Annotated in this window: 23 protein-coding genes and 2 tRNA genes; 11 read left to right on the top strand and 14 right to left on the bottom strand. The window is 48.7% G+C overall.

What is annotated here, in order from left to right; translation table 11 throughout:
* Window positions 1-2 precede the first annotated feature (2 nt).
* The gene (locus LW808_003080) at window positions 3-1208 is read left to right on the top strand and encodes a class I SAM-dependent RNA methyltransferase (GenBank protein ID UPA28262.1); all 1206 of its coding nucleotides are present in this window, start codon (window positions 3-5) and stop codon (window positions 1206-1208) included.
* Here the strand turns inward: LW808_003080 and LW808_003075 are convergent.
* The 3 genes from LW808_003075 to infC are packed head-to-tail and all read right to left on the bottom strand — an operon-like array spanning window position 1171 to window position 4763.
* Window positions 1171-3171, bottom strand: a complete 2001-nt coding sequence (locus LW808_003075) for a transketolase (GenBank protein UPA28261.1) — start codon at window positions 3169-3171, stop codon at window positions 1171-1173. The genes LW808_003080 and LW808_003075 overlap by 38 nt on opposite strands.
* Entirely contained in the window at window positions 3137-4120 is a 984-nt protein-coding gene (locus LW808_003070) for an N-acetylmuramoyl-L-alanine amidase (GenBank protein UPA28260.1), read from the bottom strand. Before LW808_003070 ends, LW808_003075 begins: the two co-directional genes overlap by 35 nt.
* Window positions 4121-4127: 7 nt before the next feature.
* Entirely contained in the window at window positions 4128-4763 is a 636-nt protein-coding gene (infC, locus tag LW808_003065; protein UPA28259.1) for a translation initiation factor IF-3, read from the bottom strand.
* Window positions 4764-4845: 82 nt separating this feature from the next.
* Between infC and LW808_003060 the strand changes: the two genes are divergently transcribed.
* Window positions 4846-4921: transfer RNA gene (locus LW808_003060), tRNA-Ala, on the top strand.
* Window positions 4922-4973: 52 nt separating this feature from the next.
* Here the strand turns inward: LW808_003060 and LW808_003055 are convergent.
* Window positions 4974-5564: a YdeI/OmpD-associated family protein gene (locus LW808_003055; GenBank protein ID UPA28258.1), complete on the bottom strand. Its 591-nt coding sequence runs from the start codon at window positions 5562-5564 to the stop codon at window positions 4974-4976.
* Window positions 5565-5649: 85 nt separating this feature from the next.
* Between LW808_003055 and LW808_003050 the strand changes: the two genes are divergently transcribed.
* Genes LW808_003050 through LW808_003040 form a run of 3 tightly spaced genes read left to right on the top strand, consistent with a single transcriptional unit; the run spans window position 5650 to window position 7924 of the window.
* Window positions 5650-6258 (top strand): 1-acyl-sn-glycerol-3-phosphate acyltransferase, encoded by a 609-nt coding sequence (locus tag LW808_003050; GenBank protein ID UPA28257.1) that lies wholly within the window; start codon window positions 5650-5652, stop codon window positions 6256-6258.
* A gap of 42 nt (window positions 6259-6300) precedes the next feature.
* On the top strand, window positions 6301-6687 hold the full coding sequence (locus LW808_003045) for a hypothetical protein (GenBank protein ID UPA28256.1): 387 nt from the start codon (window positions 6301-6303) through the stop codon (window positions 6685-6687).
* The gene (locus LW808_003040) at window positions 6668-7924 is read left to right on the top strand and encodes an MFS transporter (protein UPA28255.1); all 1257 of its coding nucleotides are present in this window, start codon (window positions 6668-6670) and stop codon (window positions 7922-7924) included. Before LW808_003045 ends, LW808_003040 begins: the two co-directional genes overlap by 20 nt.
* Here the strand turns inward: LW808_003040 and rnpA are convergent.
* From rnpA to LW808_003020, 4 genes are all read right to left on the bottom strand, one after another.
* Window positions 7883-8866, bottom strand: a complete 984-nt coding sequence (gene rnpA, locus LW808_003035) for a ribonuclease P protein component (protein UPA28254.1) — start codon at window positions 8864-8866, stop codon at window positions 7883-7885. The two genes, LW808_003040 and rnpA, sit on opposite strands and share 42 nt — an antisense overlap.
* A 2-nt stretch (window positions 8867-8868) precedes the next feature.
* Entirely contained in the window at window positions 8869-9018 is a 150-nt protein-coding gene (gene rpmH / locus LW808_003030) for a 50S ribosomal protein L34 (GenBank protein ID UPA28253.1), read from the bottom strand.
* Between the two features lie 55 nt (window positions 9019-9073).
* On the bottom strand, window positions 9074-11611 hold the full coding sequence (locus LW808_003025; GenBank protein ID UPA28252.1) for an ATP-dependent Clp protease ATP-binding subunit: 2538 nt from the start codon (window positions 11609-11611) through the stop codon (window positions 9074-9076).
* A gap of 133 nt (window positions 11612-11744) precedes the next feature.
* A complete protein-coding gene (locus tag LW808_003020; protein ID UPA28251.1) occupies window positions 11745-12668 on the bottom strand; it encodes a hypothetical protein in 924 nt (307 codons plus the stop codon).
* Window positions 12669-12875: 207 nt separating this feature from the next.
* Here LW808_003020 and LW808_003015 point away from each other — a divergent pair, with 207 nt between their 5' ends.
* Window positions 12876-13316 carry a hypothetical protein gene (locus LW808_003015; GenBank protein UPA28250.1) on the top strand — a complete coding sequence of 147 codons (441 nt, stop codon included), beginning with the start codon at window positions 12876-12878 and terminating at the stop codon, window positions 13314-13316.
* Here LW808_003015 and LW808_003010 read toward each other — a convergent pair.
* The 3 genes from LW808_003010 to LW808_003000 are packed head-to-tail and all read right to left on the bottom strand — an operon-like array spanning window position 13313 to window position 15564.
* The gene (locus LW808_003010) at window positions 13313-14392 is read right to left on the bottom strand and encodes an NAD(P)(+) transhydrogenase (Re/Si-specific) subunit alpha (GenBank protein UPA28249.1); all 1080 of its coding nucleotides are present in this window, start codon (window positions 14390-14392) and stop codon (window positions 13313-13315) included. The genes LW808_003015 and LW808_003010 overlap by 4 nt on opposite strands.
* Before the next feature lie 17 nt (window positions 14393-14409).
* Window positions 14410-14853: an NUDIX hydrolase gene (locus LW808_003005; protein ID UPA28248.1), complete on the bottom strand. Its 444-nt coding sequence runs from the start codon at window positions 14851-14853 to the stop codon at window positions 14410-14412.
* A 51-nt stretch (window positions 14854-14904) separates the two neighbouring features.
* Entirely contained in the window at window positions 14905-15564 is a 660-nt protein-coding gene (locus LW808_003000) for a hypothetical protein (protein UPA28247.1), read from the bottom strand.
* 94 nt (window positions 15565-15658) lie between these two features.
* Between LW808_003000 and LW808_002995 the strand changes: the two genes are divergently transcribed.
* From LW808_002995 to LW808_002985, 3 genes are read left to right on the top strand one after another with little or no spacing between them, the layout of a single operon-like run.
* Window positions 15659-18172, top strand: a complete 2514-nt coding sequence (locus LW808_002995) for a glycogen/starch/alpha-glucan phosphorylase (protein UPA28246.1) — start codon at window positions 15659-15661, stop codon at window positions 18170-18172.
* Window positions 18173-18176: 4 nt separating this feature from the next.
* Window positions 18177-19028: an AAA family ATPase gene (locus LW808_002990; protein UPA28245.1), complete on the top strand. Its 852-nt coding sequence runs from the start codon at window positions 18177-18179 to the stop codon at window positions 19026-19028.
* Complete coding sequence (locus tag LW808_002985) at window positions 19025-19945, top strand: hypothetical protein (protein ID UPA28244.1); 921 nt, start codon at window positions 19025-19027, stop codon at window positions 19943-19945. Before LW808_002990 ends, LW808_002985 begins: the two co-directional genes overlap by 4 nt.
* Window positions 19946-19953: 8 nt before the next feature.
* Here LW808_002985 and LW808_002980 read toward each other — a convergent pair.
* The 3 genes from LW808_002980 to LW808_002970 all read right to left on the bottom strand — a co-directional run bounded on the left by LW808_002980 (window position 19954) and on the right by LW808_002970 (window position 22189).
* Window positions 19954-20030 (bottom strand) — tRNA-Val (locus LW808_002980).
* Between the two features lie 205 nt (window positions 20031-20235).
* Entirely contained in the window at window positions 20236-20859 is a 624-nt protein-coding gene (locus tag LW808_002975; protein UPA28243.1) for a DUF2062 domain-containing protein, read from the bottom strand.
* Between the two features lie 4 nt (window positions 20860-20863).
* Window positions 20864-22189 carry a tetratricopeptide repeat protein gene (locus LW808_002970; GenBank protein UPA28242.1) on the bottom strand — a complete coding sequence of 442 codons (1326 nt, stop codon included), beginning with the start codon at window positions 22187-22189 and terminating at the stop codon, window positions 20864-20866.
* A gap of 119 nt (window positions 22190-22308) precedes the next feature.
* On the opposite strand from LW808_002970, the gene dnaX reads away from it, so the two are divergent.
* Both dnaX and LW808_002960 read left to right on the top strand, forming a co-directional pair.
* Window positions 22309-23595: a DNA polymerase III subunit gamma/tau gene (dnaX, locus tag LW808_002965; GenBank protein ID UPA28241.1), complete on the top strand. Its 1287-nt coding sequence runs from the start codon at window positions 22309-22311 to the stop codon at window positions 23593-23595.
* Window positions 23596-23686: 91 nt separating this feature from the next.
* Window positions 23687-24304, top strand: coding sequence for a hypothetical protein (locus LW808_002960; GenBank protein ID UPA28240.1), 618 nt, complete (start codon window positions 23687-23689; stop codon window positions 24302-24304).
* The last annotated feature ends 5 nt before the right edge of the window (window positions 24305-24309 follow it).

The raw sequence follows: 24309 nt of genomic DNA, 5'->3' as shown, positions 1-24309 counted from the left end.
GCATGAAAACTCCAAACAATACGCCTTTTGCTTACCACACGGAACTCGAAATTACGATCGACAATATCACGAATCTCGGGCTCGGTGTTGGGCGCCACGAAGGTTGGGTTATTATGGTCCCGAATGTCGCAATTGGAGAACGTGTGCGTTGTCGTATTTTTCGCAACCACTGTAACTACTCTGAGGCGGATCTTTTAGAGGTACTCGAGCCATCACCTGACCGAGTCGAACCACGATGTCCGCTTTTTGGTCTTTGTGGCGGTTGCCAGTATCAGCATCTCAAGGATGAAACACAGCGCCAACTCAAGCGTCAGCATATTACGGAGCTCCTCCAACGACTGGCAGGCATCGAATGCCCGGTAGAACCTATCTGCTGTACACCGCACACTTATCATTATCGCTCAAAGCTAACGCCGCATTACGACAAATCGGTATCGAAAATTGGTTTTTTAAAAGTTGGCAGCCGGTTGGCATTAGTTGATGTACCTCAATGCCCAATTGCGACAGAACACATTAATCAACGGCTCTTAACGCTCCGTTCCGAAATACGGGCTCGGACTCATAAACGCGGTGGCACCCTTTTATTACGGGATACGCCCGAGGGTGTTATGATAGATCCGCAAACCGTTGTCACCCAAATGATCGGCGATAAATCATTTCGCGTCTATGCTGGCGAATTTTTCCAAAACAACCCTTATATTTTGCCGCAATTCGTAAACTACATCACGCATGAGGCGGCTGGGAAGGGAATTGATTCGCTGATCGATGCTTATTGCGGGGTCGGTGTTTTTGGAATTTGTGGCCATGTGCTTTTTCAAAATGTACTTGGGGTCGAAATTAACGCTCGTGCCATCGCACTTGCCGAAGAAAATGCCGCACTCAACCACGCCGATAATGTCCACTTTATCGCAAACTCCGCAGAACAAATTTTTCATAACACACCCTTTACTTCTCAAACGACCGCTGTCATTATTGATCCGCCCCGAAAGGGTTGTGATACGATTTTTCTCGAGCAGCTTCTCGAATATGCTCCCCAACGAATTGTCTACGTTTCCTGCGCACCGGACACCCAGGCACGTGATCTCAAAATACTCCTTGCGCATCACTATCAGGTCCAGCGCGTACAGCCATTTGATCTCTTTCCTCAGACACGTCACATCGAAAACGTCATCACGCTTGACCGAGTCGCTGACGGATTCTTTGAGTAACGTTTTCTCTGGAAAACCCAAAGGCCTCGAGTACTTCTTTCCCGGGAGCGCTAAAACCAAACGATTCAACCGATAGGATTGTGCCATCCCTGACATATCGGTACCACGGCATGGTAACGCCCGCTTCAACAATGAGGCGGTTACGACAAGAATTAGGAAGAACTTGCTCTTTATAAGACGATGGCTGTCGTTCGAAAATTTCCATACTCGGCATCGAAACAACGCGAACTGAGGGAAAACTTTCCGCCGCCTCTAACGCCAATGACAATTCACTACCTGTTGCAATAATGATGAGTTGTAATGCTTCCGTTTCCGGCTTGATAATGTAGGCTCCGCGGACGACGCTTCGCGCACGTGCCTCAATGTCTGGTAAAATCGGCAGCTCCTGACGCGACAAAATCAGCGCTACGGGACCGTCCATCCTGTTCAATGCATACTCATAGGCACCGATGCACTCGCCGGCATCACCGGGACGAACAACATCGAGATTCGGGATTGCTCGCAAGGACGATAAAATTTCTACGGGTTGGTGTGTCGGACCATCTTGACCGACCGCCACGGAATCGTGCGTAAAAATATAAGTCACTGGAAGCTTGGCCATCGCCGCGACACGGATCGCCGGCCGCAGATAATCCGCAAAGGCCAAAAAACTCGAACCGTTCACACGAAAAACACCGTCATACGCAATCCCATTCATAATGGCACCCATGGCATGCTCGCGGACACCAAAAGCGATATTGCGGCCAGCATAATTTTCTTTCGAAAAAACTCCTCCTTTCGTGATCTGATTTTTGGCCGAACTCACAACATCGGCACTTCCCGTAATGAGACATTTCTCTTGTTGCGCACATTGATTTAAAATAACACCACCCGCTGTGCGCGTCGCCATCGAGTGCTGCGAATCGAATTCCGTCGCATCGATCGAATACTGGACTTTTTCCTTTTTTTGAAAAATCGCTTCTGTTAGGCGCGTTTGAGGATGACTTTGGACCCTCTTCTGGTAATTTTCCTGCCATTGTTGCGCTTGTTTTTGTAACTGCTGTTGCCGCCGTGCAAAAAACAATCGCGTCCGTTCATCCACACAAAATTCCTGTGGCGGCAACCCCAAAGCTTTCTTGAATTCATCGCGGTACTTTACCCCTGCTTCGCCATGGGCCTTAGATGTCCCCTCGATCTCGGGAAGGCCTTTTCCGATAACTGTTTTCGCAATAATAAGGCTGGGCTTTGTTGCGGCTTTAGCGCATTCATACGCCTGAATGAACTGGTTTAGATCATGACCATCGACTGTTTGGACGAAAAATCCGTACGCTTCGAAGCGCCTTGCGGTGTCTTCGGATTGGGAACGACCGAGCGATCCGTCGAGGGTTACCGCATTGGCATCATAGATCAAAATAAAGTTATCGAGCTGCGTATGGCCAGCAAACGCACAGGCCTCATGGGAAACTCCTTCCTGCAGACAACCATCACCACACAGACATACAACGTGATAATCCAATATTCTCTCGATCCCAGGGACCCTCGCCTGTTGCATTTTTTCCGCAACTGCTAGACCAACAGCGTTACCAACTCCTTGTCCAAGCGGTCCCGTAGTGCACTCCACGCCTGGTATGACCCCGAATTCTGGATGCCCCGGTAGACCACCTTCCTGTCGGAAGGTTTCCAGCGAGGGAATCTTAAAACCCAACAAATAGAGCCAGCTGTAAAGCCAAGCACTCCCGTGGCCTGCCGATAATACAAAGCGATCGCGGTTAACCCAACGTGGCTGCGAGGGATCCAGCTGCAACAAGTAACCAAACAGCGCGGCCCCAATTTCCGCACATCCGAGAGCCAGGCCAAGATGGCCAGAACCCGCCCGGGCCACCATATCCATCGCCAATCCACGTTCGCTATCGGCTACATACTGGAGAGATTCGAGCAACGTAGGTGTTTCATCGGCATCCGATAACAACTTTCTTAAGTTCATCGAGCGCATTTGCAATCCCGCCAACGAGCTTTTTCTGGAAAGCCTGATCGGCAAGTTTTTTCGCCTCTATATCGTGATTAATGAAGCCGAGTTCGATTAAGATCGCTGGGCTCGTTGAATTTCGCAAAACCGCTAAATTGCTCATTTTGAGCCCACGGTTACGGAACTGCGCAACACCGACTAACCGAGAAACAACAAGATACCCTAAAATCGTATTCCAACGGTTAAATGTATTTCCAGGGCTCCCTTGATTCCGTGTTAAAACATGGACCTCAGTTCCAAGCGATTGGTTCGGAGTCCCCGAAGAATTCAGATGCAAGCTAATAAACACATCACCCGTTACTCGCGGCCGATCTTCGAGTTCCTTGAATTCATCCTTCTCGCGAGTCATTTTCACGATGTACTGTCGCCGAATAAGCTCTGTTTTCAGTTGCAGAGCAATCGCCAGCACTAAATTTTTCTCTTGGAGTTGCAAACGGTTATTGGTCGCACCGGGATCTTTACCGCCGTGTCCGGGATCGATAACAATCGTTTGAGGAATCGCAATTTTTTTAGGAATAAGGCTTGGCGCCAGCAGTGGCGTGAGGACATTTTGTACATCGTCTTCACTGACTAAGACCTCCGATCCTTGATATTTGAGCGGATATTGTAGGAAAATATGCGTCGATTGATACGTAAGGTGATCCTTCTCCGCCGTCATTTGGACCGTAGCACCCCCCTTCGTTACCGTAACACTTTTGGCCTGGCCCTTCGACGCTGCCACTTTGGCACCGAGACGCTTTGTCAGCTGTGTCGCCGATATGTAGTCGATACCGCCAACTTTCCACACCACTTCCTTCGGCGCAATCATCGGCTTAACGACCTTGACCACCTGATATGTACACGCAACCCCACCCAGTAGCAACACAAGCAGAAAAACTCCGAAAAAATTAACAAAAGGAAGCTTCATCGTCTGGCTATTCCGCAGGTGGAGGACTTTTCGCCTGTTGCTTTTGCTTTAAATTTTTCAATGGAGAGTAAGTCGCTGTAATATTACGTCCAACAAGTTTCGCCTCAGCATCGAGCGTCGCGTATGGCGCCAAATCGGCCGTCAATTTACTAACAAGCTCAAACCCGAGTTGCGTCTGGTTCATCTCTCGTCCTCGGAAAAATACCGATATCTTTACCTTATTGCCTTCGCCCAAAAATACAATGATATGGCGGACTTTGGTTTCATAATCGTGCGTCTCCGTACAGAAGCGAAACTTAACTTCCTTTACCTTATTGGTCGACGGCTTTGTGACTTTTTTCTTTTTTGTGATCTCGTACTGGAACTTTCCAAAGTCAGCAATACGGCATACTGGCGGCGTCGCGTTAGCGCTAATCTCGATAAGGTCAAGTCCGGCTTGGCGGGCTTGCATCCGCGCACCTTCGACGGGAAAGATCCCAAGCATTGTCCCATCGGCGTCGATAAGGCGGACCTCGGGCGCACGAATCGCCTCGTTGCATCGGACCGAAATTTTGGGCCCTCGGGGTGTACGCGAGCGGTTACTTTTAGAGCGGATATTGACCATTCGTAGACTAGAAGGCCTTGAGGATGAGGAAAGATTCATTGGGGGCAACCTTTTTTGACAACACCCCTTCTCGATTCACGTCTTGACAAAAGTACGCGGTTTGCGATGTTCGCGCTACTTCGGGGTTGTAGCTTAGCTGGTAGAGCGCGTCGTTCGCAACGACGAGGTCGTCGGTTCGAATCCGATCAACTCCACCAATCATTCCAAGGCCTTTTTGGAGTGCGTTTCCGGAGACTGCTGTCCCTTTATTCAATATTCTAGCAATCTGCCGCGGTCGTTCCATTCGCCATAGAGAATATTTTGGCGTGTTTTTTCTAAAAAACGAGCAAGGCGGGCTTCAAAGAGTGGTTTTTGCTTTTTGACACGCTGAATGACATCGATGCGAACACGCTGATACAGCGGCGGAAAGTTTTGAAAATTGCGCCAAATTATCGGGTCTTGTTTTAAGGCATCCAACACATCCTCGTCGATCACGAAGCAGTTGGACAGATCCGGTAAAGCAGCACGTCCCGCAGGCCTCATCCTGCCGAGCTTTTCAAGCCGGCGACAACGTTCCTTATTGAGCTCGGACCATTGGCTACGGGGTCTCCGTGGCAACATCCGCTGCAACACTCCAAACTCGGAAAATTTTTTAACCACACTATCGATCCAGCCAAAACAAAGCGCCTCTTCGAGTGCATCTAGGTACCCAAGATTTGCTTCATCCTTAGGGAAACCCCGCTTGACGGAAACCCAACACTCCAAAGCGCTGTTATGATGCTCCGTCAACCAACGCCGAAATTCCTGTCGATCACGAAGAAAGAGTACATTTTGTGGCATTTGGTTACGATCATTTGGCATATCTTACTTATAAAACACCCACGTAATAATGCTATGTTAATTTGACATGATTGACGTCCGCTTCATCAACCACACAGTGAGGCGCATGTGGAATCCATGTTACCTAACGACGATTTTGTCCAGCCGGTTTGTCTTTAAAAATCTGCTACGCGGGAAACTCTACGGCGAGGAAAACATTCCGAAAACAGGCCCTTTCATTGTTGCACCAAACCACCTTAGCCATTTCGATCCACCGTTGATTGGGGGCGCTTTCCGTTCGCGCGAGTTGATGTTTATGGCTCGAAAAAGCCTCTTTAAGGCTGGATTCTTAAATTTTCTTCTCTCGCGCCTCAATGTAATCCCCGTCGATAAGGAGCATCAGGGCGATATTCGTGCTATTCGCCAAGCGCTCGCTGCTCTCAAACGAGGGCTCGGACTCGTGATTTTTCCAGAAGGTACACGATCGCTTGATGGTCAATTGGGCAAAGCTCAGGCGGGGTTGGGATTTTTAGCCTGCCAATCACGGGCACCGGTTATCCCTGTCCGCATTACAGGAACCTTTGAGATTTTGAAGAAAAATACCGTTTGGCCCGACATTTGCCATACGCCCAGCATTACTATAGGTCCACCCATGCCCTACGAAACATACCACCTATTTGAAAAAGATTACCAGCGCACTGCCGACTATCTCTTTGAACACGTTCGGCAGATCTGATTATGGGCTTGCGTTTCCGTAAAAATCGCGAGACTAGAGGGCGTGGGGGACTGTGAAGACAGTTATGTGCGTTTTTGTACCCAATTTTTCGAAAAACTCTACCGGCGTCGTAAAAATGATCTCGCCATCGTGCGGATGCTCAGCCACCTTTACGCCATTCAAGGAAATCGTCAAAAGAGTTTTCGTATGGATCGGCGACACGCTCAACTCGATACGCTTGATCCGGTCGCGCACTACAATCTCGCGTGTGATTATGCCCTAGACAAAAAGGTCCCCGAGGCGATGCATGCACTTAAGACGGCGATTGCATTAGGTTACAACGACGTTCAGTGGATGCGCGACGATACGGATCTCGATCCCATTCGCCAGGAACCGACGTTTCGGGCATTGATGAAGCATTCATTTTCGGATGCTGCTCAAAAACAATAAGCCATTGGGATTTTTAAATAATTTCCTTAAAAAAACATCACCGGTTGAGCGGCGAACGCTGTTACTTGACCATCCACGGTTTGTACTTCAGGGCATTCTAGACATCGAATTTAAAAATTACGCTGCCGTTGTTGCGATCAGTGTCTTTTCGATGAGCAACCATGCGAAGGGGTTAATTGCGTCGGCATCTTACATTGGTATGGCTTTATCGCCACTCATCCTGGCGCTATTTACCACAAAAACAATCGCCCTTGTAACAAACCGCGTCATTGCACTCCTATTATCACTAGTCGGCATGGCCTTGGTCGTTTCAGCAGTTGCTAATTGCGGACTCGTTTTCTTAATTGCGATCGTTTGCGCGAAAATTCTCTACAAACAGACGCTGCCTTTTGTGACAGACATTTACAATCGCAACTATCCGAAAAAACGCCGAGGACGAATTATTGGCTATCTGTTCACCATTCTTGCGCTTTCAAGTGTTATTTCAGGCATTGTTTTTGGTCGCATTTTGGACCGCGATCTCAACAACTACCGGTGGATTTTTGTACTAGGAGCGTTTGCGGCTTTTTTCTGTAGTGCGATTTTCCGACACATTCCCAATGGGCATGTTTTACCGGCCAATTCCCAATCGCTTCTACGATCCAATCTCTCGATTCTCTTTCACGATCGGCTATTCACAGCTGTTTTACTACTCTGGTCGCTGATGAGCATTGCCTTCCAGATGACCTACCCGCTCCGCATCGAATATCTCACCAATCCGCAATACGGGCTCTGTGTACTTCACAGCGACTATGCGTTGCTCATGATTACGATTCCGACGACGGTACGCATCTTGAGTGCTTTTTTTTGGGGACGTATTTTTGATACACAAAATTTTGCGGTAATGAAAATCCTCATCAATGCTGCGTTTCTACTGGGAATTCCTCTATTCTTTTTCTCGACGAACTTTTGGGTCCTGGCGCTTTCTTCGGTATTTTTAGGGCTTGGTTATGGAGGCAATCTCACGGCCTGGCAGCTTTGGGTTACGAAAATTGTTCCTTCACCGGAAAAGCTTGGTGCTTACGTCAGTCTTGATATGGCAATTATGGGTCTTCGCGATGCAATTGCAGCTTCTCTTGGCTACTTTTTACTCGCTCACTCCTTTTCGCTGCACGGGATTTGCATTTTGTCGATCGTCCTTGTGGCAATTTCGATTTTAGGCTTTTACTTTCTCATTCCCCAACGACGGATGCAGTAGTTCTAAAATTTGGTTTTGGACCTCCTCGAGCATCTTATGGGAAGTATCAATGACAATCGCATCGGGAGCCGCTGTAAATTGATCTGCCTCATCGCGTTTTTGAACAGAATCCCCTTCAGCCTCTTGATTCCTTCGTTGTGCTCGGATTGCAGGATCTGCTGTTAGAAATATTTTTATACTTGCATCTGGCATAATCACAGAACCGATATCGCGCCCTTCCATCACGATCCCCGCAAAACAACGCGCTCGAGCCTCCTGAATTAAACTTTGTTGATATGCTTTAAGCTTTTCTCTTAAAAGTGGCTGTTTAGCAAAACGTGAAATGTGTTCATTCACCCAAGCCGATCTGAGTACTGCTTCAGGGAAAATTTTTTTGTTAATCGTTATATGTGCAGAAATTAAATCACACTGAACCCCAAAATGCAGGCAGTTGATTATTTCGGCAATCCGTGGATCATCAGGATCTTCAATACCCTGCGTTTTTAGATAACACACTACGGATCGGTACTGCTCCCCCGTATTGACATTCATCAAACGCAGACGTTTGGCTAAGGAGCAGGCAACAGTTGATTTTCCAGAAGCCGCTGCTCCATCAATCGCAATGGTTAAAAAATGATGCGAGGCACATAGTGTTAAAAATTGACGCTGTAGTTTTTCATAACTTACATGGATTCCCCTACGCACAATCACCAAATAGTCGCTGTGCGGATCTAACCGCGACTGCTCCAAGCGAAAAATCGCTCGAAATAGACGCTTGATTCGATTGCGCCCGTGTGCCGCTCCTACCTTTTTGCCAACAATAACCGCAAATCGAGGAAACTTCTGCTCTAGATTTCTTTTGGTTTTTACAAAAAAACCGGGGGCGTTTTTTAAAACACCCTCCGAACGTAGCCGCTCAAAATCAGCTTGGCGCCGGATATGTTGGCACGCCCGAAAGCGCATTGCTAGAATCGAGGAACACTTGCGGATAATTTTGCGCGCCCCTTACGTCGACGGCTCGCCAGGACCTTCCGCCCTCCAGAGGTCTTCATCCGCGCGCGGAACCCGAACTTCCGCGCCCGCTTCAACTTTGACGGATTGTACGTGGGCTTCATAGGGCCCAAAGCCAATTCGAATCGCCCTTATTGTCAAGCGCGGAGCACGATAAAATTACGACTTTTTCGGCGTTTTTTGCAATTTTCTACGGGATGCAATCGCCACCTGGTCTCCCTCGCCGAGATCGAGCTTAAAGTGATAGCCTTCTTTCAATCCTCCTTTTAGAAACTCTTCTGCTAGAAAATCTTCAACGTACTTTTCAATCGCCCGGCGAAGCGGTCGTGCGCCGTACTTTTGATCGTAACCCTTTTTAATCAAAAACTCCCGGACGTCCTCGCCAATATCGAGCGATATTTTCTTCTTTCGCATACGGCCATCGATCTTTTGGAACTCGAGATCAACGATCTTGACGAGCTCATCATGTTCCAATGGCTTAAAGATTACGACATCGGTTAAACGATTCAAAAATTCCGGCTTAAAAGCCCGCTTTGCCTCCTCCTGGATCTTCTCTTTGAGCTGCTCAAAATCAACAGCACTATGTTGTGTAAACCCAAGCGAAGTCCCCTTCTGGAGCAGTTCTGCCCCAACATTGGATGTCATAACGAGAATTGTGTTTTTGAAATCAACACGCCGTCCTACGCTATCCGTAAGCCGCCCATCCTCCATCACCTGAAGTAGGATCTGCAAAACGTCGGGGTGTGCCTTTTCAACCTCATCAAAAAGGATCACCGAGTACGGCTTCCGGCGCACCTGCTCAGTGAGTTGCCCTCCATCTTCGTGCCCTACATACCCAGGAGGTGAACCAATCATACGCGAGACCGCGAACTTTTCCATGTATTCGGACATATCGACTTGGATCAATGCGTCGCTGTTACCAAACATCGTCACAGCCAACACCTTTGCGAGATGCGTTTTACCGACACCGGTGGGACCTAGAAATAGAAATGCACCAATCGGCCGTTGTGGATCCTTCAGGTCGGCCCGAGAACGACGAAGCGCCCGCGCAATGACCTCCGTCGCATCGTCTTGTCCAATAACGGAACACCGTAATGTTTCACCGATCTTTAATAACCGCTCGCGCTCTGTTTGTTCAACACGGGTCAGCGGGATTTTTGTCCACTCCGAGACGATTTTGCAGACATCCTCCTTGGTAATATTTACACAAGCCGCCTTACGGTCACTGCGCCACTTTTCGAGTGCCTTTTCCCGCGCTTCCCGAATCCGTTTCTCCTCATCACGGAGCTTCGCCGCATCTTCAAATTTTTGTTCAGCAATTGCCGACTCCTTTTCGCGACAGACCGCATCGATACGTTTCGACAACTTTTCAATCTGTGGCGGTAGACTCATTGCGCCGATATGTGCCCGCGCACCCGCTTCATCGATAACATCGATCGCCTTATCCGGTAAAAATCGCCCACTGATATAACGGTCGGAAAGCTGAACTGCGAGATCGATCACCTCTTTCCCGTATTTGACGTTGTGAAATTCCTCGTACTTTCCCTTAATCCCCGTGAGAATCTTGATCGCATCTTCAAGTGAGGGCGGGTCGACCTGGATTGCTTGAAAGCGTCGCTCTAATGCCGCATCTTTCTCGATGTTTTTCCGATACTCTGTTAGCGTTGTCGCACCAATACACTGGATCTCCCCCCGTGATAGTGCAGGTTTTAAAATATTGGAGGCATCCATTGCCCCTTCCGAAGATCCGGCACCCACAATCGTATGCAGTTCATCCAAAAATAGGATCACATTTTGGGCACGTTTCACCTCATCCATGACCGCTTTAAGCCGTTCTTCAAATTGCCCGCGGTACTTCGTTCCCGCCACCATGAGCGCCAAATCCAATGAAATTACCTTTTTATTGAGTAACACATCTGGGACATTTTCGCTCGCGATCGCCTGCGCTAATCCCTCAACAATTGCGGTCTTTCCAACACCTGCCTCACCAATGAGCGCGGGATTATTTTTCGTCCGACGGCAAAGCACCTGGATTGTCCGCTCAATCTCCTTTGCGCGCCCAATCACGGGGTCTAATTCCCCATCCCGTGCTAATGCGGTTAAATCTCGCCCAAATGCCCGTAATGCTGTCATTTTTACTCCCGGACGATCACGCACTTTAAACTCTTCCGACAATAATCCTTCACTTGATTCCGGCTCTTCTGACGTTGATTCTTCGGGAGCACTGGAACTCGCAAAATTGGGATCTAATTCCTCTAGTACTTCTTGTCGACAACGTTCGATATCGACACCGAGATCATGGAGCACTTCGGCGGCAACACCACCACCCTCCCTCAAAATCCCCAATAAGAGGTGCTCGGTACCGATATAGGGATGCTGTAACGACCGTGCCTCATTGGCCGCAAAAATAAGCACCTTTTTCACTCGCGGTGTAAACGGTACGTGATCCGATAGAACCATCGCCGAACGCCGCCGCTCTCCGACCTCCTCCGTAATGCGCTTTTGGACACGCTCGCGGATCACACCAAGGGCCACTCCAAGGCGCTTAAGGACATTCACAGCGATCCCTTGCCCTAACTCGACAATACCGATCAAAATGTGCTCCGTACCCACATAGCTATTGTGCATCTTGTCTGCGGCTTGGCGGGCAAAAACAAGGATCTGTTGCGATCGCGGTGTAAAATTCAGCGACTCCATTGCGGATAAGGGTAAAAAACACGCCCCCTAAAGCAAGTTAAATGTCCATGACACGTAAAACGGCCAAAGCGCTATGTAAAAATAAAAAAGCGGGCTACGACCCGCTTCACATGATTAAATCACTACAAACTCCCTAGAACGAAAACTCCATCGCCGAAGAAAACCAAACGTTGTGCTTCGAACGATTCATACTATTCTTGTAATCGTCCTTCTTGGCATTGTTAAACGTAAACGCAACACCCGCACGCGCCTTGGCATTTTCGTTCAACGAGTACACCAAATCCGCATTCGCTCCAGCATAGAACCAGTTCTTTTTGCAGTCAAGCCACTCTACCTTTTTCCCTTTCTCCTTCTCAATCGCCTGTCCCTTAATCAAAGAATCCCACATTCCTCGCTTAATTCCGTCAACATCTTTCGCATGACTGAACCCGACCTTCGCGCCCAGGTCAATCCCCAGACCACCAGCACCGAAGTTAACGAGATCCAAAGTATAACCAACTGCACCCTCGATATTCGCCTTCTTCTGCGTTGTATCATACTCGAAGTAAACTGAAGGCCGCATCAAAACATCCGCCATCACGCCGACGTAGATCTTGTGAAAATTCGCCTTCGGCAGCTCGCCGTCAAGTTTCTTCCTCATCTGATCCGTTATGACAACACCATCCTTCTTGGCATCTGCTTCGAACTTCTCTTTCTCACCGCGATTATCGTCCTTTACCGAGGTTTTCCGGGAGAACTGATAGCCGAGATCCAAAGTAAACATGTCGGTGATGTCATAAGAGAAACCGATATAAGGGGATACTTCATTACTCTGTCCTTTTTTGCGATTTGTCGCTAAGGTTGAATCAACGCCAACATACAGATCACTCTTCCCAAAGAGCGGAAGCCCAACCTCCACGCTTGGCTTGAAGTTTTGATCCATCGAACGCGTACCTTCGCTGACATCCGCGGTTTCGAATTTGATGCTCGAGTTAATGCTAAGCGCCGGCATCTCAAACTCCGCATACGCGCCGCTTCCGATCAACAAACCGCCTGCAATTGCTAATAATTTTTTCATCTTGTATTCCTTTTTCTTATCAGGCCGCCACCTCGAAAGCTCTGGGCAACGGTCCCGAAGTTACTGCAAAGGCTACCGAATTACCCGTTTTTTGTCAAGTTGAATTTAGAATTTCGCAAAATTTTAATTCCCGACCACAGCACAAAATTTCGTTTTGCACTTTATGCTATACAAACTCTTGCAAAACGTATACTCGGGCGTACCGATATGAGCGGAGCGACGACTTATTTCTATGTCACTGAGGCATCCCGTCTAACGGCCCCTGGACGTTGCCTTCCGCTTCGATACCCAATTGCGGCCCTTTTCTTGCTCAACACTACCACCGCTGCAGGGGTAGAAGTTCAACAGCAGTTCCCTGATGTAAAAATCGTACCTCTTGAGGCGCCCTCAATAAAAACCGTTTCCCAAGCAATTTTAAAAGAAGGCGAATCGTACGATGCCGATATTTCGGTCTTTCTCGATCAAGCGATTTATTCTATCGATGTCCAAGCGCTCTTCAAGCGACTCTGTGGGGCATCAATAAGAACCTATTTTGTCGCATCACACCTGCAATCACTTTCGGAGTTCACCAACTTTACGAAGCTCGACCCCGAAGAGCATGAAATCAACCTTTTTGACGAGATCAAAGAATTCGACGGATCCCGCTAACAATTCTCGGGCACTACGTGACACGCTTGCCAGATGGGATGTTCGGTATTCAATATCCGTGTTTCTTTTAGCAAGAGTGCCTCAATGAGGTTATAAATATTCGATGCCAAAAGCTCTGAGGCTGTAGTCGCAACGTAGCTCTCAGGATACGCCATACCCCAAAGGGTAACGCCATTAGGAAGCGTCTGCAGTTGATTTTTCAAGGAGCCGTCGACATTTCCTCCATGGGAGGCTGCGCCATCGATAACTAAACTTCCGGGGCACATTTTTTCTAACATTGCCGCGGTAATGATTTTCGGCGCCGCACGGCCAAAGAGTTTTGCGGTGGTAATTACGACATCGGCACGTTGGCAGGCATCGGCCAGACCCTCGCGCTGTTTCCGGAGTTGTTCTTCGGTCAGTGCCTTTGCATATCCCTGTGCCGTCGCACCAGTTTCACCGAGATCAATCTTCAAAAATTTCGCCCCGAGCGACTTAATCTGCTCCTCGACCTCGGCACGCATATCAAATGCTTCGACATTAGCGCCTAACCGTCGTGCTGTCGCGATCGCCTGTAAGCCAGCGACACCGGCACCGATAATTAAAAAACGTCGCGGCATCACCGTTCCTGCGGGAGTGGTCATCATCGGTACTGCTCGCGATAACTTAGCAACGACCTGTGTCACCATCGCATAACCGGCAATGCTAGCCTGCGAACTCTGAACATCCATCTTTTGCGCCAACGTCGACCGTGGAATACGCTCCAGACTGAGCAGCTGCCGTGATGCTGCGTATTTTTGAATCAATACTTCATGATGATAACGATCTAATAGGCTGACATGGGGTGTATTTTCAGGAAGTCGTTGTAGGATTTCTTCTTGTGGATGAATCGCGATCACAACGTCGGGAGCAATGAACGTTCCCTCATCAGTCCAGTGAACATCGGAATAGGCCGTATCTAAAAAACCTGCTTTAGCGCCCAGACCACGCTCTGCCCACAACTCAATACCAAGTGCTCGCCATTTTGAACACAACGACGGCGTTAACGCGGCACGTGCTTCGAAAGGATCCCGTTCTTTCAGGAAAAACAGCTTCACACCACCAGCATCACCGCTTAGGGAACTCTGTCAAAGACTTTCAATGCCTTCTTTAACCAATCATGCACCTGTGGCGACGCGAGGATTTCTTTTTGATTCATCCACGTATACGATGTCACCTCTTTGCCATCAACGACGAGTTCGGGCCGCTCACGCAATTGCGTATAAAAAACAACGTCAATAACAGATTCTTCCTGTCCCCCCTCTGGCTTTACATAGAAACTGCTACTAAAGTAATCGATTTCGCGCGGCAGATTGAGCTTTAATTCCTCGTAAAGCTCACGCCGCAAGGTGTTGAGCAAAACGTCATTATCATTGTACTCGTGATGCTCTTTATTGAGTTCACGGACGATTTCGCTCTCATTTTCGTCAAAACGCTCGACTTTTCCTCCCGGAAGCACAAACATCGGTCCATTACTCAATTGGCGCTCAAGAAGGAGAAATTTTCCCAAATACTCCACAAGTATCCGTGACTTGCAAACGAATCTACACACAGACATACCCGGGATCGCTTATGGCTTTTTCGGCCGCTCTGTCAACGGTGATCCGTCGTATTTCGGGAGTAGTCGGCGCCAAATGAAGCTCCCCTTCTCGTAGGTTTTTACTCCATCGTCGATGCGAACTGTCCAACCAATAGCTCGCAAACGTTCATTGGAGGGTCCCAAATAAAGAAAAATCTGCCGATCGTCGACGACATCCCGCTCAGGTAAATCCACGGTAATCGTAACGGGATCGATTTGACTGTACTTCAAGTAACGTACCGTCATACGTGCATGTCCCATGAGGGACTTCAACGACCGCTTAAGGACGACAGCTAGGTAATGTCCCGCGAGGTGATGCGGATCGGGCGCGCCAATAACGTAATACTGGGAGCAGTTCGGAGCAACCTCGTTGGTTTTTCCTTTTGCGGCTAAAATTGTCGACCAGTAGTAAAAATCACGATTCCGCTTCGTCACCATGACGATATCGCGGATGATATTCGTATCGGTCTGGGGCGTTTCTTCGTGTTCCTCTTGGCTTTGAGCATCTTTCGGAAGGCTACTAATCGCGGGCCGCTGTTCCGCTAATTTTTCCAAGTGGGTGCGTTGTCGACGCGTCGCATGTACATTTGAGCACATTCCCAACCCCAAGAGAAATAGGAACCGAACGTACCGAATGTAACTGCGTCTCACTATTGCCAAAACTTCAGATTTTTAGGCACCCTTCAATATAATATTTTGTTGGCAAACGTAAAATTTTTCTTTAAGCTCATCGCGGAGGGATTTTATGGGAAAAACAAAGTCGGCAGCTCAGGGGGCATGCGCGGTATCGGAGGGTACGCAGGCTCCATTTTTTATTCAGGCAACCGCAAAGGAGCTTCAAACGCTCATTCTACACCACCTGGAATGTACATTGGCACGTGACGCAAAATCGGCAACGCAACACGACTGGTGGCTCGCGGCATGTTACGCCGTCCGGGATAAAATTTTACACCGCTACATTCAGACGCAACGGGTTCATCACGAACACAATGTACGGCGGTTATACTATTTATCGCTAGAATACCTTCCCGGCCGGCTCTTAAAGAACAACCTCTACAATTCCGGGATTTATGATGAGATGCGCAAGGCGCTCGAACAGCTTGGGCAGAATCTCGATACCGTCTTTGACGAAAGTCAGGACCCAGCACTCGGGAATGGCGGTCTTGGTCGCCTGGCCTCTTGCTTCTTGGACTCTTTAGCAACGCTAAACTATCCCGCCATCGGATATGGTATTCACTATGAATTTGGACTCTTTCGCCAAGAAATCCGCGATGGCCAACAATTTGAACGTCCCGATAACTGGATGATTGCCGGGGGTAGTCCTTGGCAAATCGCTCGTCCGGAAAATGCGCAACGCGTCCGACTCTACGGAACGGTTTCGGGGCACTATAACGATCAAGGGAATTGGATTCCCGTTTGGGAAAACACGCAAGATATTATCGGAATGCCTTGGGATATTCCGATTGTCGGATACGGCGCCGAGACAGTTAATTTCTTACGCCTTTGGGAAGCCCGGGCGACAGAGGAATTTGACCTCGAACACTTTAATCGCGGCGATTACATCCAGGCGGTCCACGATAAGGTCGAAACGGAAACAATTTCCAAAATTCTCTACCCCAACGATACGACTGAACAAGGGAAAGAACTGCGTTTGGTTCAACAGTACTTCTTCGTTGCATGTTCTGTTAAGGATATCATCCGGCGCTACAAAAACGTCAACAAAGACTGGTCGAATTTAACAAAAACGGTGACGCTCCAGCTCAATGACACACACCCAACGGTTGCGGTTGTGGAAATGATGCGCGTACTTATTGACGAAGAACATCTTTCTTGGGATGAGGCCTGGAAGCTCTGCAAAGCGCTTTTTGCGTACACCAACCATACGCTCTTACCGGAAGCATTAGAGACCTGGCGTGTTGCACTCTTCCAAAAAGTCTTACCGCGGCACTATCAGATCATTTGCGAAATCAACCGTCGGTTTTTAGAGGAAGAAGTCGAAGCCAAATGGCCTGGTGATGATGGAAAGAAACGGGAATTATCGATTATCACCGAGGGAAATGATCCGGTTATTCGGATGGCACACTTAGCAGTTGTTGGAAGTCACTCCGTCAATGGTGTTGCCCGGATGCACTCCGAGCTCTTAAAGTCACAGCTCTTTCCCGGGTTCAACGAACTCTATCCGACGCTCTTTAACAACAAGACCAATGGTATTACGCCACGTCGTTGGCTCAAACTTTGTAATCCAGAGCTATCGGCACTCATTGATTCGAAGATTGGAACCGGTTGGATCACCGATCTCAGTCAGCTCCGTCAACTCGCACCCTTAGCAACGGATCCTGCCTTTCAAAAGAAGTTCATGGCGATTAAGCACGACAATAAGGTCCGGCTTGCCGAATTTATCCAAAAAACGATGGGGATCGAAATTAATCCCGATGCGCTTTTCGATATCCAAATTAAGCGTCTCCATGAATACAAACGCCAGCAACTGAATCTCCTACACATCCTTGCGCTCCACCGTCGTATTGTTCAAAATCCAAACGGGATTTGTCCTCGTGTCTTTATCTTTGGCGCTAAAGCCGCTCCGGGATATGTGATGGCGAAAAAGATCATTCACGCCATTAACCTTGTTGCGAATTTCATCAACCATAACGCGGAGATTCACGATCACTTGAAAGTCGTCTTTATTCCGAATTACTGTGTTACCATCGCGGAAAAAATTATTCCCGCGGCTGATGTTTCAGAACAGATTTCGACAGCCGGTAAGGAAGCATCGGGAACAGGGAATATGAAACTCGCTCTTAGTGGTGCCTGTACGGTGGGTACGCTCGATGGTGCAAATGTTGAAATTCTAGAAGAAGTCGGTGACGATAATGTCTTTATCTTTGGGAATACCGAACAGGAAATCTCCGCCTTACGTAACGCGGGCTATCATCCGCAGGCGTTTTATGAGAGCGATCCTGAATTAAAAGCTGTTCTCGATTGGATGCGTTCAGACTTCTTTACGACACCGAACGGCGAAAATCCGGTTCGCGATATCGCTGAAAATCTCATTCACTATGATTCTTTCTTTACGCTCGCTGACTTCCGTGCCTATTGCGATGTTCATAAACGCGTGAATGACGCGTACCTCGACCGTAAGGGCTGGGCACAAAAGGCGATCTTGAATACCGCACTGATGGGCAAGTTTTCGAGCGACCGTACGATCCACGAATACGCCGACGATATTTGGCACTTAGCCGATGTTCATATAGGGAAATAGCGCTATGTATCTCGAGTTTTTCGAACTAAAGCAGAAACCATTTACGATTAAGGGCGACGCGAATGTTCTGTACATGAGTCCTCAGTACATGACAGCGTTTTCGCTCTTACAGTATGGTATTGAGAACTGCGATGGGTTTACAGCGATTACGGGCGAAGTTGGTTGTGGTAAAACGACGCTTTGCAATGCGCTCATTCGGGAGTTAGATCCGACACGCTACACCATTTTATCGTTGCCGATTCCGCCACAGAATGAACGGCAGTTATTAAACACGATTTGTCTCAAGTTAGCGTTAAAGGTACCGTCACACGCACCACTTGAGCAACTGCGAAATCGGATTATGAGTCGTCTTCGACAAGAAAGGGAACACGGAAGACGGACGATTCTTATGATTGATGAGGCACAGAATCTCGACTTTGACAGCCTCGAAGCGGTTCGGTTATTATCGAACATCGAGCGTGACGACGAGAAACTCATCCACATTGTTTTAATTGGACAACCCGAGTTAAAGCAGAATTTAAGGAAAAAATGTCTACGGCAGCTACGCCAACGGATTTCGGTTTACCACGATTTAAAGCCACTCAGCTATCAAGATACGAAAAACTACATTGCGCACCGGATTCAATTAGCGAAAGACACATCAAACAACAAATACCAACTGCGTCGCGGACAGATTCCTGCGTTTTCGTTTTTTGCGCTACGACGGATCTACTCAGCGAGCCACGGGATACCGCGGATTATCAACAACATTTGCGATAAAGCGCTTATTTCGGCGTTCATCGACTATTCCACAAAAGTACGGCTCAAGGACGTGAACCGTGCTCTCAAGGACATCAACCAGCTAAGAAAGTTATGAGCTTAATTCTCGATGGTTTACAGCGGCGCGATGCCGAACGTCGTCGCCGGCAGGGGCTTCTCGCGCAAGAACCGGCCGTAACACAACCGCTTCCCGAAGAACCGCGAAAAAAGTACGAAGGCATTTTCGGAACAGAACGTCCTCAAGCGAAAAAGCCTCGCTACACAGGCCCTTCATTACCAGAGGTCCACGATGGCTTTAAAAGCTTATTAGACGGGAGTAAATCGTTTACCTCGGGGATTTTATTTACCCTGCAATCGATCGGCCTCGCGGTATTATACCTTTTGCAATACCTCTATCGCCTCACTTGTCAGGCAACATGCTTCATGCTTCGGCAAGCGCTACGATTGGTACAACTTTTCGGACAATGTTTAAGCCAAACGGGAACCTTTTTACACCACACATCGCGGACGATAGGCCAAAGATCCATTGATCTCTACGTTGCCGTCAGCGAATTCTGCAAATCGTTGATCAACAAGGTTCTCGTCGCCTACCTTCCCAGTCGTTGGCTACCGAATGCGACAGCCGTAATCTTCCGTGGTTGTGCGGTTGCGCTCTCGTGTTGTCTGGTATTGTTATGTACGCGGATGTCGCTTTGGCATGTAGCGGTCCCGGAGACGCTAGCAAGTCATGAAACGGCCACACCTCACCGGAAATTGAAGCACTTTTTCCGCGATCCGCTAGCGCTTCAACAAACCAAAATTGGCAATGCCCTATTAGCGATGCAGGTAGACGCCGTCCAACGCGACAGCGAAGGCGACGGAAAGATTATCATTGAAGACAAGAACTACGGCATTGGCGCTCAACTGATGGAGCACCCCAGTCTATGGCTTGAAAAGGTCGGCAAAAACAGCCTCTACTTTTCCGACAAATTCGGCCAACTCTACAAACGCGCCATCCGAGACATGCTGGAGTAGATCGTTCCTGGTGGGAGATAGTGGACTCGAACCACCGACCCCTTGCGTGTGAAGCAAGTGCTCTAACCAGCTGAGCTAATCCCCCGCTCCGCCAATACCTAGCGCACACCGCCTCGTGGTCAAATCTTTTATGCCTTTTCTTTCGCAATGCATTCATGGCCACAGGAACTGCTTCTTTAGATCTTAATATATGTTTATACAATTAGCGACACGTCCGCAAAAGCCTGTTGCTTCTAATAAAAACCGTATAAAGAGACATAGAACCCTATTTCGACGAACCTCTAAAACAGTTATATTTTTGGAACAGGCGGTTGACTGTAATACCGCGCAAGATACTTGTATAGCGCCGCACTCAGATGACCTAAAATGATGCCTAAAATAATTCCGCCAAGGGTCGTCGTAAAAAATACACGAATGAACTGTTGTCCATAAACTGACCAAAACGCCTTCATTCCCTCCTGGCCATGTAACAGCATATCGAGCATTTGCTTGAACCACTCGAGATCGTACGATTGCCGCAGCGTCTGGAGCCGATCGGTACCGAAGGTTGTTACAAAAAATGCCCCAACGCGATATGCGATGTACCACAAAAATGGGACCGTAAATGGCGTTGATATGAATTGGAGCGCCACTAAAATCATGATGTTCGCCCGAAAGAGAAACGCTAAAACACAGGCAATGATCACTTGAACCGACATCACCGGCATCAATGTTAGAATCCACCCCGCGTAGAGCGCCGGAACTGCCTCCGTTACCCGGAACGACCACAGATATGTTCTCTGCCGCGCAGCATTGGCAAAATACTTTAAAATTGGATAACGGTGGATATTATCCCGTCGCGGAACGAGTTTTAATAGTTTTTTAACAATCCGAATCCGCTTCCAACGCCGCTCCTTCGATTCCTCACGCTCCATATCCCTACAAATGTTGATAAGTGGCCAACCGGCGACGGACGAGATCAGTCTCGGGATGATCCGGTGGCGCTAGCTTTAGGAACTTTTCGTACGAGCGGCGTGCTCCAGTGGCGTCACCCAAATACATCTCGCGCGCTTTGGCCCACATTAACCGAAGATCCGCGTCTTTAGGGAACTTGTGCTTAATATCTCGCAAAATCCGGACATACTCCGCCGACCCGTGCGTACGCAAAATGATCCCCAAATAGGCCCTATAGAGTTCGACCGACGGCTGAGACTTCATCGCCTCCTGGATGGTCATCTCCGCAATATCGTATTTATTGATATGCTCGAGGCATTCCGTTAGCTCGATCCACGCATCAACGTTTTTACCGTTCATACCGAGGATTTGCCAGAGGTTCGCGATCGCCTCCTCGTAATCGCCCTTAGATTTTGCATCAACGACCTTTTCTTCGAGTCCTTTGAGGCGTTCCTTTTTACTCAAGAGTTTTGAGGGCATTGTCGTAATCGCAATAGGACGCCAAACCCAAGAAGGTAGCGTTATCCGTATCGGTCCTGATAAAAAAGCCATATCGGGGCCTAAAAGCGCATCAAATGCCTGTTCATAACCCTTTGAAACCGACAGAAATAGATCAAGCGGAACGCCCTGGTATTCTGACTCACCGAGATCGCGTAAACGTTGCGCAACAGGTACTAACGCCGCATAATTTTTTGACTGGACGTACAAATGCCACAACTGATGAAGCGCTTCGCGGTGATTGGGATTGATCTCTAAGACGGCGTTATATCCGATACGCGCTTGTGTTAAATTACCAAAAGACTGAAACAAATCTGCGACTTTTAAGCAGACATCAACATCATGATCTGCATGCGCGACAAAAATCTCCAAAGCGCGCTGCCGATCTCCTGCTTGTGACTTTAGATTCGCATACCCTAGCGCTGCCGTACGGTCATTGGGCCAAATCTTTAAATACTCCTCATAGCACTGGAGCGCCTGCGTCGGTTCCGAAAGCTGCTGGTATAATTCCGCTGCTCGAAGATAGCAGTAGTACTTCAACTCATCCGTACTTGCCGCTTCTTCGAAATAAAATGCCGCAAGCTCTAGATCCTCATCGGCTACACAGGCCTGGGCAAGAAGCTCGGAAATCTCCGCATTCTTTCCACGCAAACGGACACAGCGCTCCAACAGACGAATGGCCTCGCGTGGTTCTTTTTCAGCGAGCTTAATGCGGGCTTCCTCGAGCGACTGCGTAAAGCGATCTGCGCCGACACTCGAGCAACTCATCCCCAGGCATACCGCTAGTTTTAAGACTTTCCGACGCCACGACATCTTCCTCGACGACTGAAAACCATAGCAACTCTTTACGGCAATGCAACCCACAATCTATCACAGTCTCGAGAGCAAATAAAAACTTGAATCGGCGCACTGCAATTGGTACATTTCGGTTTATGTCCGACTCGTACCAGGTGATGGCGCGCCGGTGGCGTCCTCGCCGGTTCAGTGAGCTCGTGGGCCAAGAACCCATCGTCCAGACACTACGAAATGCGATTCAGCTTCACCGGATCGCGCACGCGTTTTTATTTATCGGCCCTCGGGGTACCGGAAAGACGTCCACAGCACGACTTTTAGCGATGGCGCTTAATGCCCCAGATGAGCCCAATATTGATGCCGATCCCGAGTGTGAACCTTGCCAGGAAATTTTCGCCGGGAGCTGTCTCGATGTGATCGAAATCGACGGCGCCTCAAATAACTCTGTCGAACAAATCCGCAGCCTCCGCGAAGAATGCCAATACGCACCGATCTCCTGTCTCTTCAAGATCTACATTATTGATGAAGTTCACATGCTCTCACAGGCCGCCTTTAACGCCTTACTCAAAACCCTCGAAGAACCACCGGAACACGTCAAATTTATTTTTGCAACCACGGAAGCCTACAAGGTACCCTCGACTATCGTATCGCGTTGCCAGCGCTTCGAATTCAAGCCGATTGCGGAAAATGTCATCGTCGATCGCCTAACACAGATCGCACAGACAGAGGGAATTAATGCGGAACCGCTCGCGCTACACCGGATTGCCCAGCTCGCAGAAGGCGGGATGCGAGACGCCCAGTCGATACTCGATCAACTCACTTCCTTTGGCCACAATGCCATTACCGAACAGGATGTTGTCGAGGCTTACGGGCTCGCACCGATGGATCAGATCGAGACGATTTTACACTGCGTCGACCAGGGGGATTGTGCACAAATCCCCGCCATCACTCAGGCCTGTGAACGCTGCAATTTCTTCAATCTCCTATCGGATCTCGCCAGGGCGCTTCGCCGTCGATTATCTCAAAACAACGATGCGCACGAAGTCGCCAAAACTCTGAAATTTTTAGCGATCGTTATGCGGGCGCGCGAGCGTGCTATGGAGAGCAACACACCGGATGTCATGTTTCAACTCGCACTTTTTGAGGCGATCGAGGCCCTTGCGCTACGCTCCATCGACCAGGTCATTGCCGATCTCAAAAAAGTCCAAGATTTAGAAGAGGCCTCTCTCTCTTGCTGCGGAAAAATAACATCATCCGAGCCCTCACATGAAACTCATGAAGCCCCAGAGCCTCATCCATCATCATCGGGCAAATCCCCTGTAAATAGAGGTACTCAACATCCCAAAGTCGTCGAAACCGGCGATCTGTCCGCGCTACCGGAAGCAACACGAGATCAACTCAAAAACCTATTCCAGATCGAATCTTAAATAAAGGCTTCCCTTTAACCGTTCATTTACTATATTTTGCACCATGGGTGATGCTGGGGAAATTGGTTTGTTTTGTGATAGGATTGAAAAGATGATGCAGGAGGTTTTGTCGCAAGGCGGCGTACCGATGGCACTGGGCGCTTCTGTCAAGAGCACTCCTGCTGTCATCGAAATCTACCGAAATGCGCTCGATTTGTTTACGTTTGATCCCGAGTGTGCAGCGGTTCTCGGACGACTGTACGAGCGGAGTAAGACGGGTGGTAATATGCAGGATGTCTTTGCTTCTGCCAGCGAGGATGATGTACGCATTTTGAGCGATTATGCCGAAAAGCAAGTCGTCCAGGAACAGTTACCGCAAGCAGTTGCAATGTTTCAATTTTTAACGTTATTGTCTCCGGGAGGAGCCGCTGTCCCCTACACCTATCTTCGTCTTGCCGAGACGCTTTCTGCCCTAAATATCGACGCGGGACTCGAGATCTTTGATTTCATCGTCAACATTTTTCCGGATAACCCAGCGCTCCTGGTTTCAGCGGCACAGCACTATCTTAGTGACGACCGTCCGAAGCGTGCATTACGTCTCCTCAAACACGCCCAAGAGGTCTGCGAACACAACATCAAGGTGAACCCCAGCCTCGAAGAGTTACTCGACGCCATTGGGCCACTAAAGCAAGAAGCGGAAAACACAATCGCCTCGCGACAGACTGACTGAGAAGC

This window comes from Verrucomicrobiota bacterium (assembly GCA_021294815.2).
Classification (GTDB): Bacteria; Verrucomicrobiota; Verrucomicrobiia; order Opitutales; family LL51; genus LL51.
Note: the sequence above shows the minus strand (reverse complement) of the source record. Positions and strands in the feature narration are given on the sequence as shown.

What these genes read in the sequence shown, in the direction of transcription:
- LW808_003080 (UPA28262.1), top strand. Translation starts at nt 3, where the DNA reads ATGAAAACTCCAAACAATACGCCTTTTGCTTACCACACGGAACTCGAA.
- LW808_003075 (UPA28261.1), bottom strand. Translation starts at nt 3,171, where the DNA reads ATGAACTTAAGAAAGTTGTTATCGGATGCCGATGAAACACCTACGTTG.
- LW808_003070 (UPA28260.1), bottom strand. Translation starts at nt 4,120, where the DNA reads ATGAAGCTTCCTTTTGTTAATTTTTTCGGAGTTTTTCTGCTTGTGTTG.
- infC (UPA28259.1), bottom strand. Translation starts at nt 4,763, where the DNA reads ATGAATCTTTCCTCATCCTCAAGGCCTTCTAGTCTACGAATGGTCAAT.
- LW808_003055 (UPA28258.1), bottom strand. Translation starts at nt 5,564, where the DNA reads ATGCCAAATGATCGTAACCAAATGCCACAAAATGTACTCTTTCTTCGT.
- LW808_003050 (UPA28257.1), top strand. Translation starts at nt 5,650, where the DNA reads ATGTGGAATCCATGTTACCTAACGACGATTTTGTCCAGCCGGTTTGTC.
- LW808_003040 (UPA28255.1), top strand. Translation starts at nt 6,668, where the DNA reads ATGCTGCTCAAAAACAATAAGCCATTGGGATTTTTAAATAATTTCCTT.
- rnpA (UPA28254.1), bottom strand. Translation starts at nt 8,866, where the DNA reads ATGCGCTTTCGGGCGTGCCAACATATCCGGCGCCAAGCTGATTTTGAG.
- rpmH (UPA28253.1), bottom strand. Translation starts at nt 9,018, where the DNA reads ATGAAGCCCACGTACAATCCGTCAAAGTTGAAGCGGGCGCGGAAGTTC.
- LW808_003025 (UPA28252.1), bottom strand. Translation starts at nt 11,611, where the DNA reads ATGGAGTCGCTGAATTTTACACCGCGATCGCAACAGATCCTTGTTTTT.
- LW808_003020 (UPA28251.1), bottom strand. Translation starts at nt 12,668, where the DNA reads ATGAAAAAATTATTAGCAATTGCAGGCGGTTTGTTGATCGGAAGCGGC.
- LW808_003015 (UPA28250.1), top strand. Translation starts at nt 12,876, where the DNA reads ATGAGCGGAGCGACGACTTATTTCTATGTCACTGAGGCATCCCGTCTA.
- LW808_002995 (UPA28246.1), top strand. Translation starts at nt 15,659, where the DNA reads ATGGGAAAAACAAAGTCGGCAGCTCAGGGGGCATGCGCGGTATCGGAG.
- LW808_002990 (UPA28245.1), top strand. Translation starts at nt 18,177, where the DNA reads ATGTATCTCGAGTTTTTCGAACTAAAGCAGAAACCATTTACGATTAAG.
- LW808_002985 (UPA28244.1), top strand. Translation starts at nt 19,025, where the DNA reads ATGAGCTTAATTCTCGATGGTTTACAGCGGCGCGATGCCGAACGTCGT.
- LW808_002975 (UPA28243.1), bottom strand. Translation starts at nt 20,859, where the DNA reads ATGGAGCGTGAGGAATCGAAGGAGCGGCGTTGGAAGCGGATTCGGATT.
- LW808_002970 (UPA28242.1), bottom strand. Translation starts at nt 22,189, where the DNA reads ATGTCGTGGCGTCGGAAAGTCTTAAAACTAGCGGTATGCCTGGGGATG.
- dnaX (UPA28241.1), top strand. Translation starts at nt 22,309, where the DNA reads ATGTCCGACTCGTACCAGGTGATGGCGCGCCGGTGGCGTCCTCGCCGG.
- LW808_002960 (UPA28240.1), top strand. Translation starts at nt 23,687, where the DNA reads ATGATGCAGGAGGTTTTGTCGCAAGGCGGCGTACCGATGGCACTGGGC.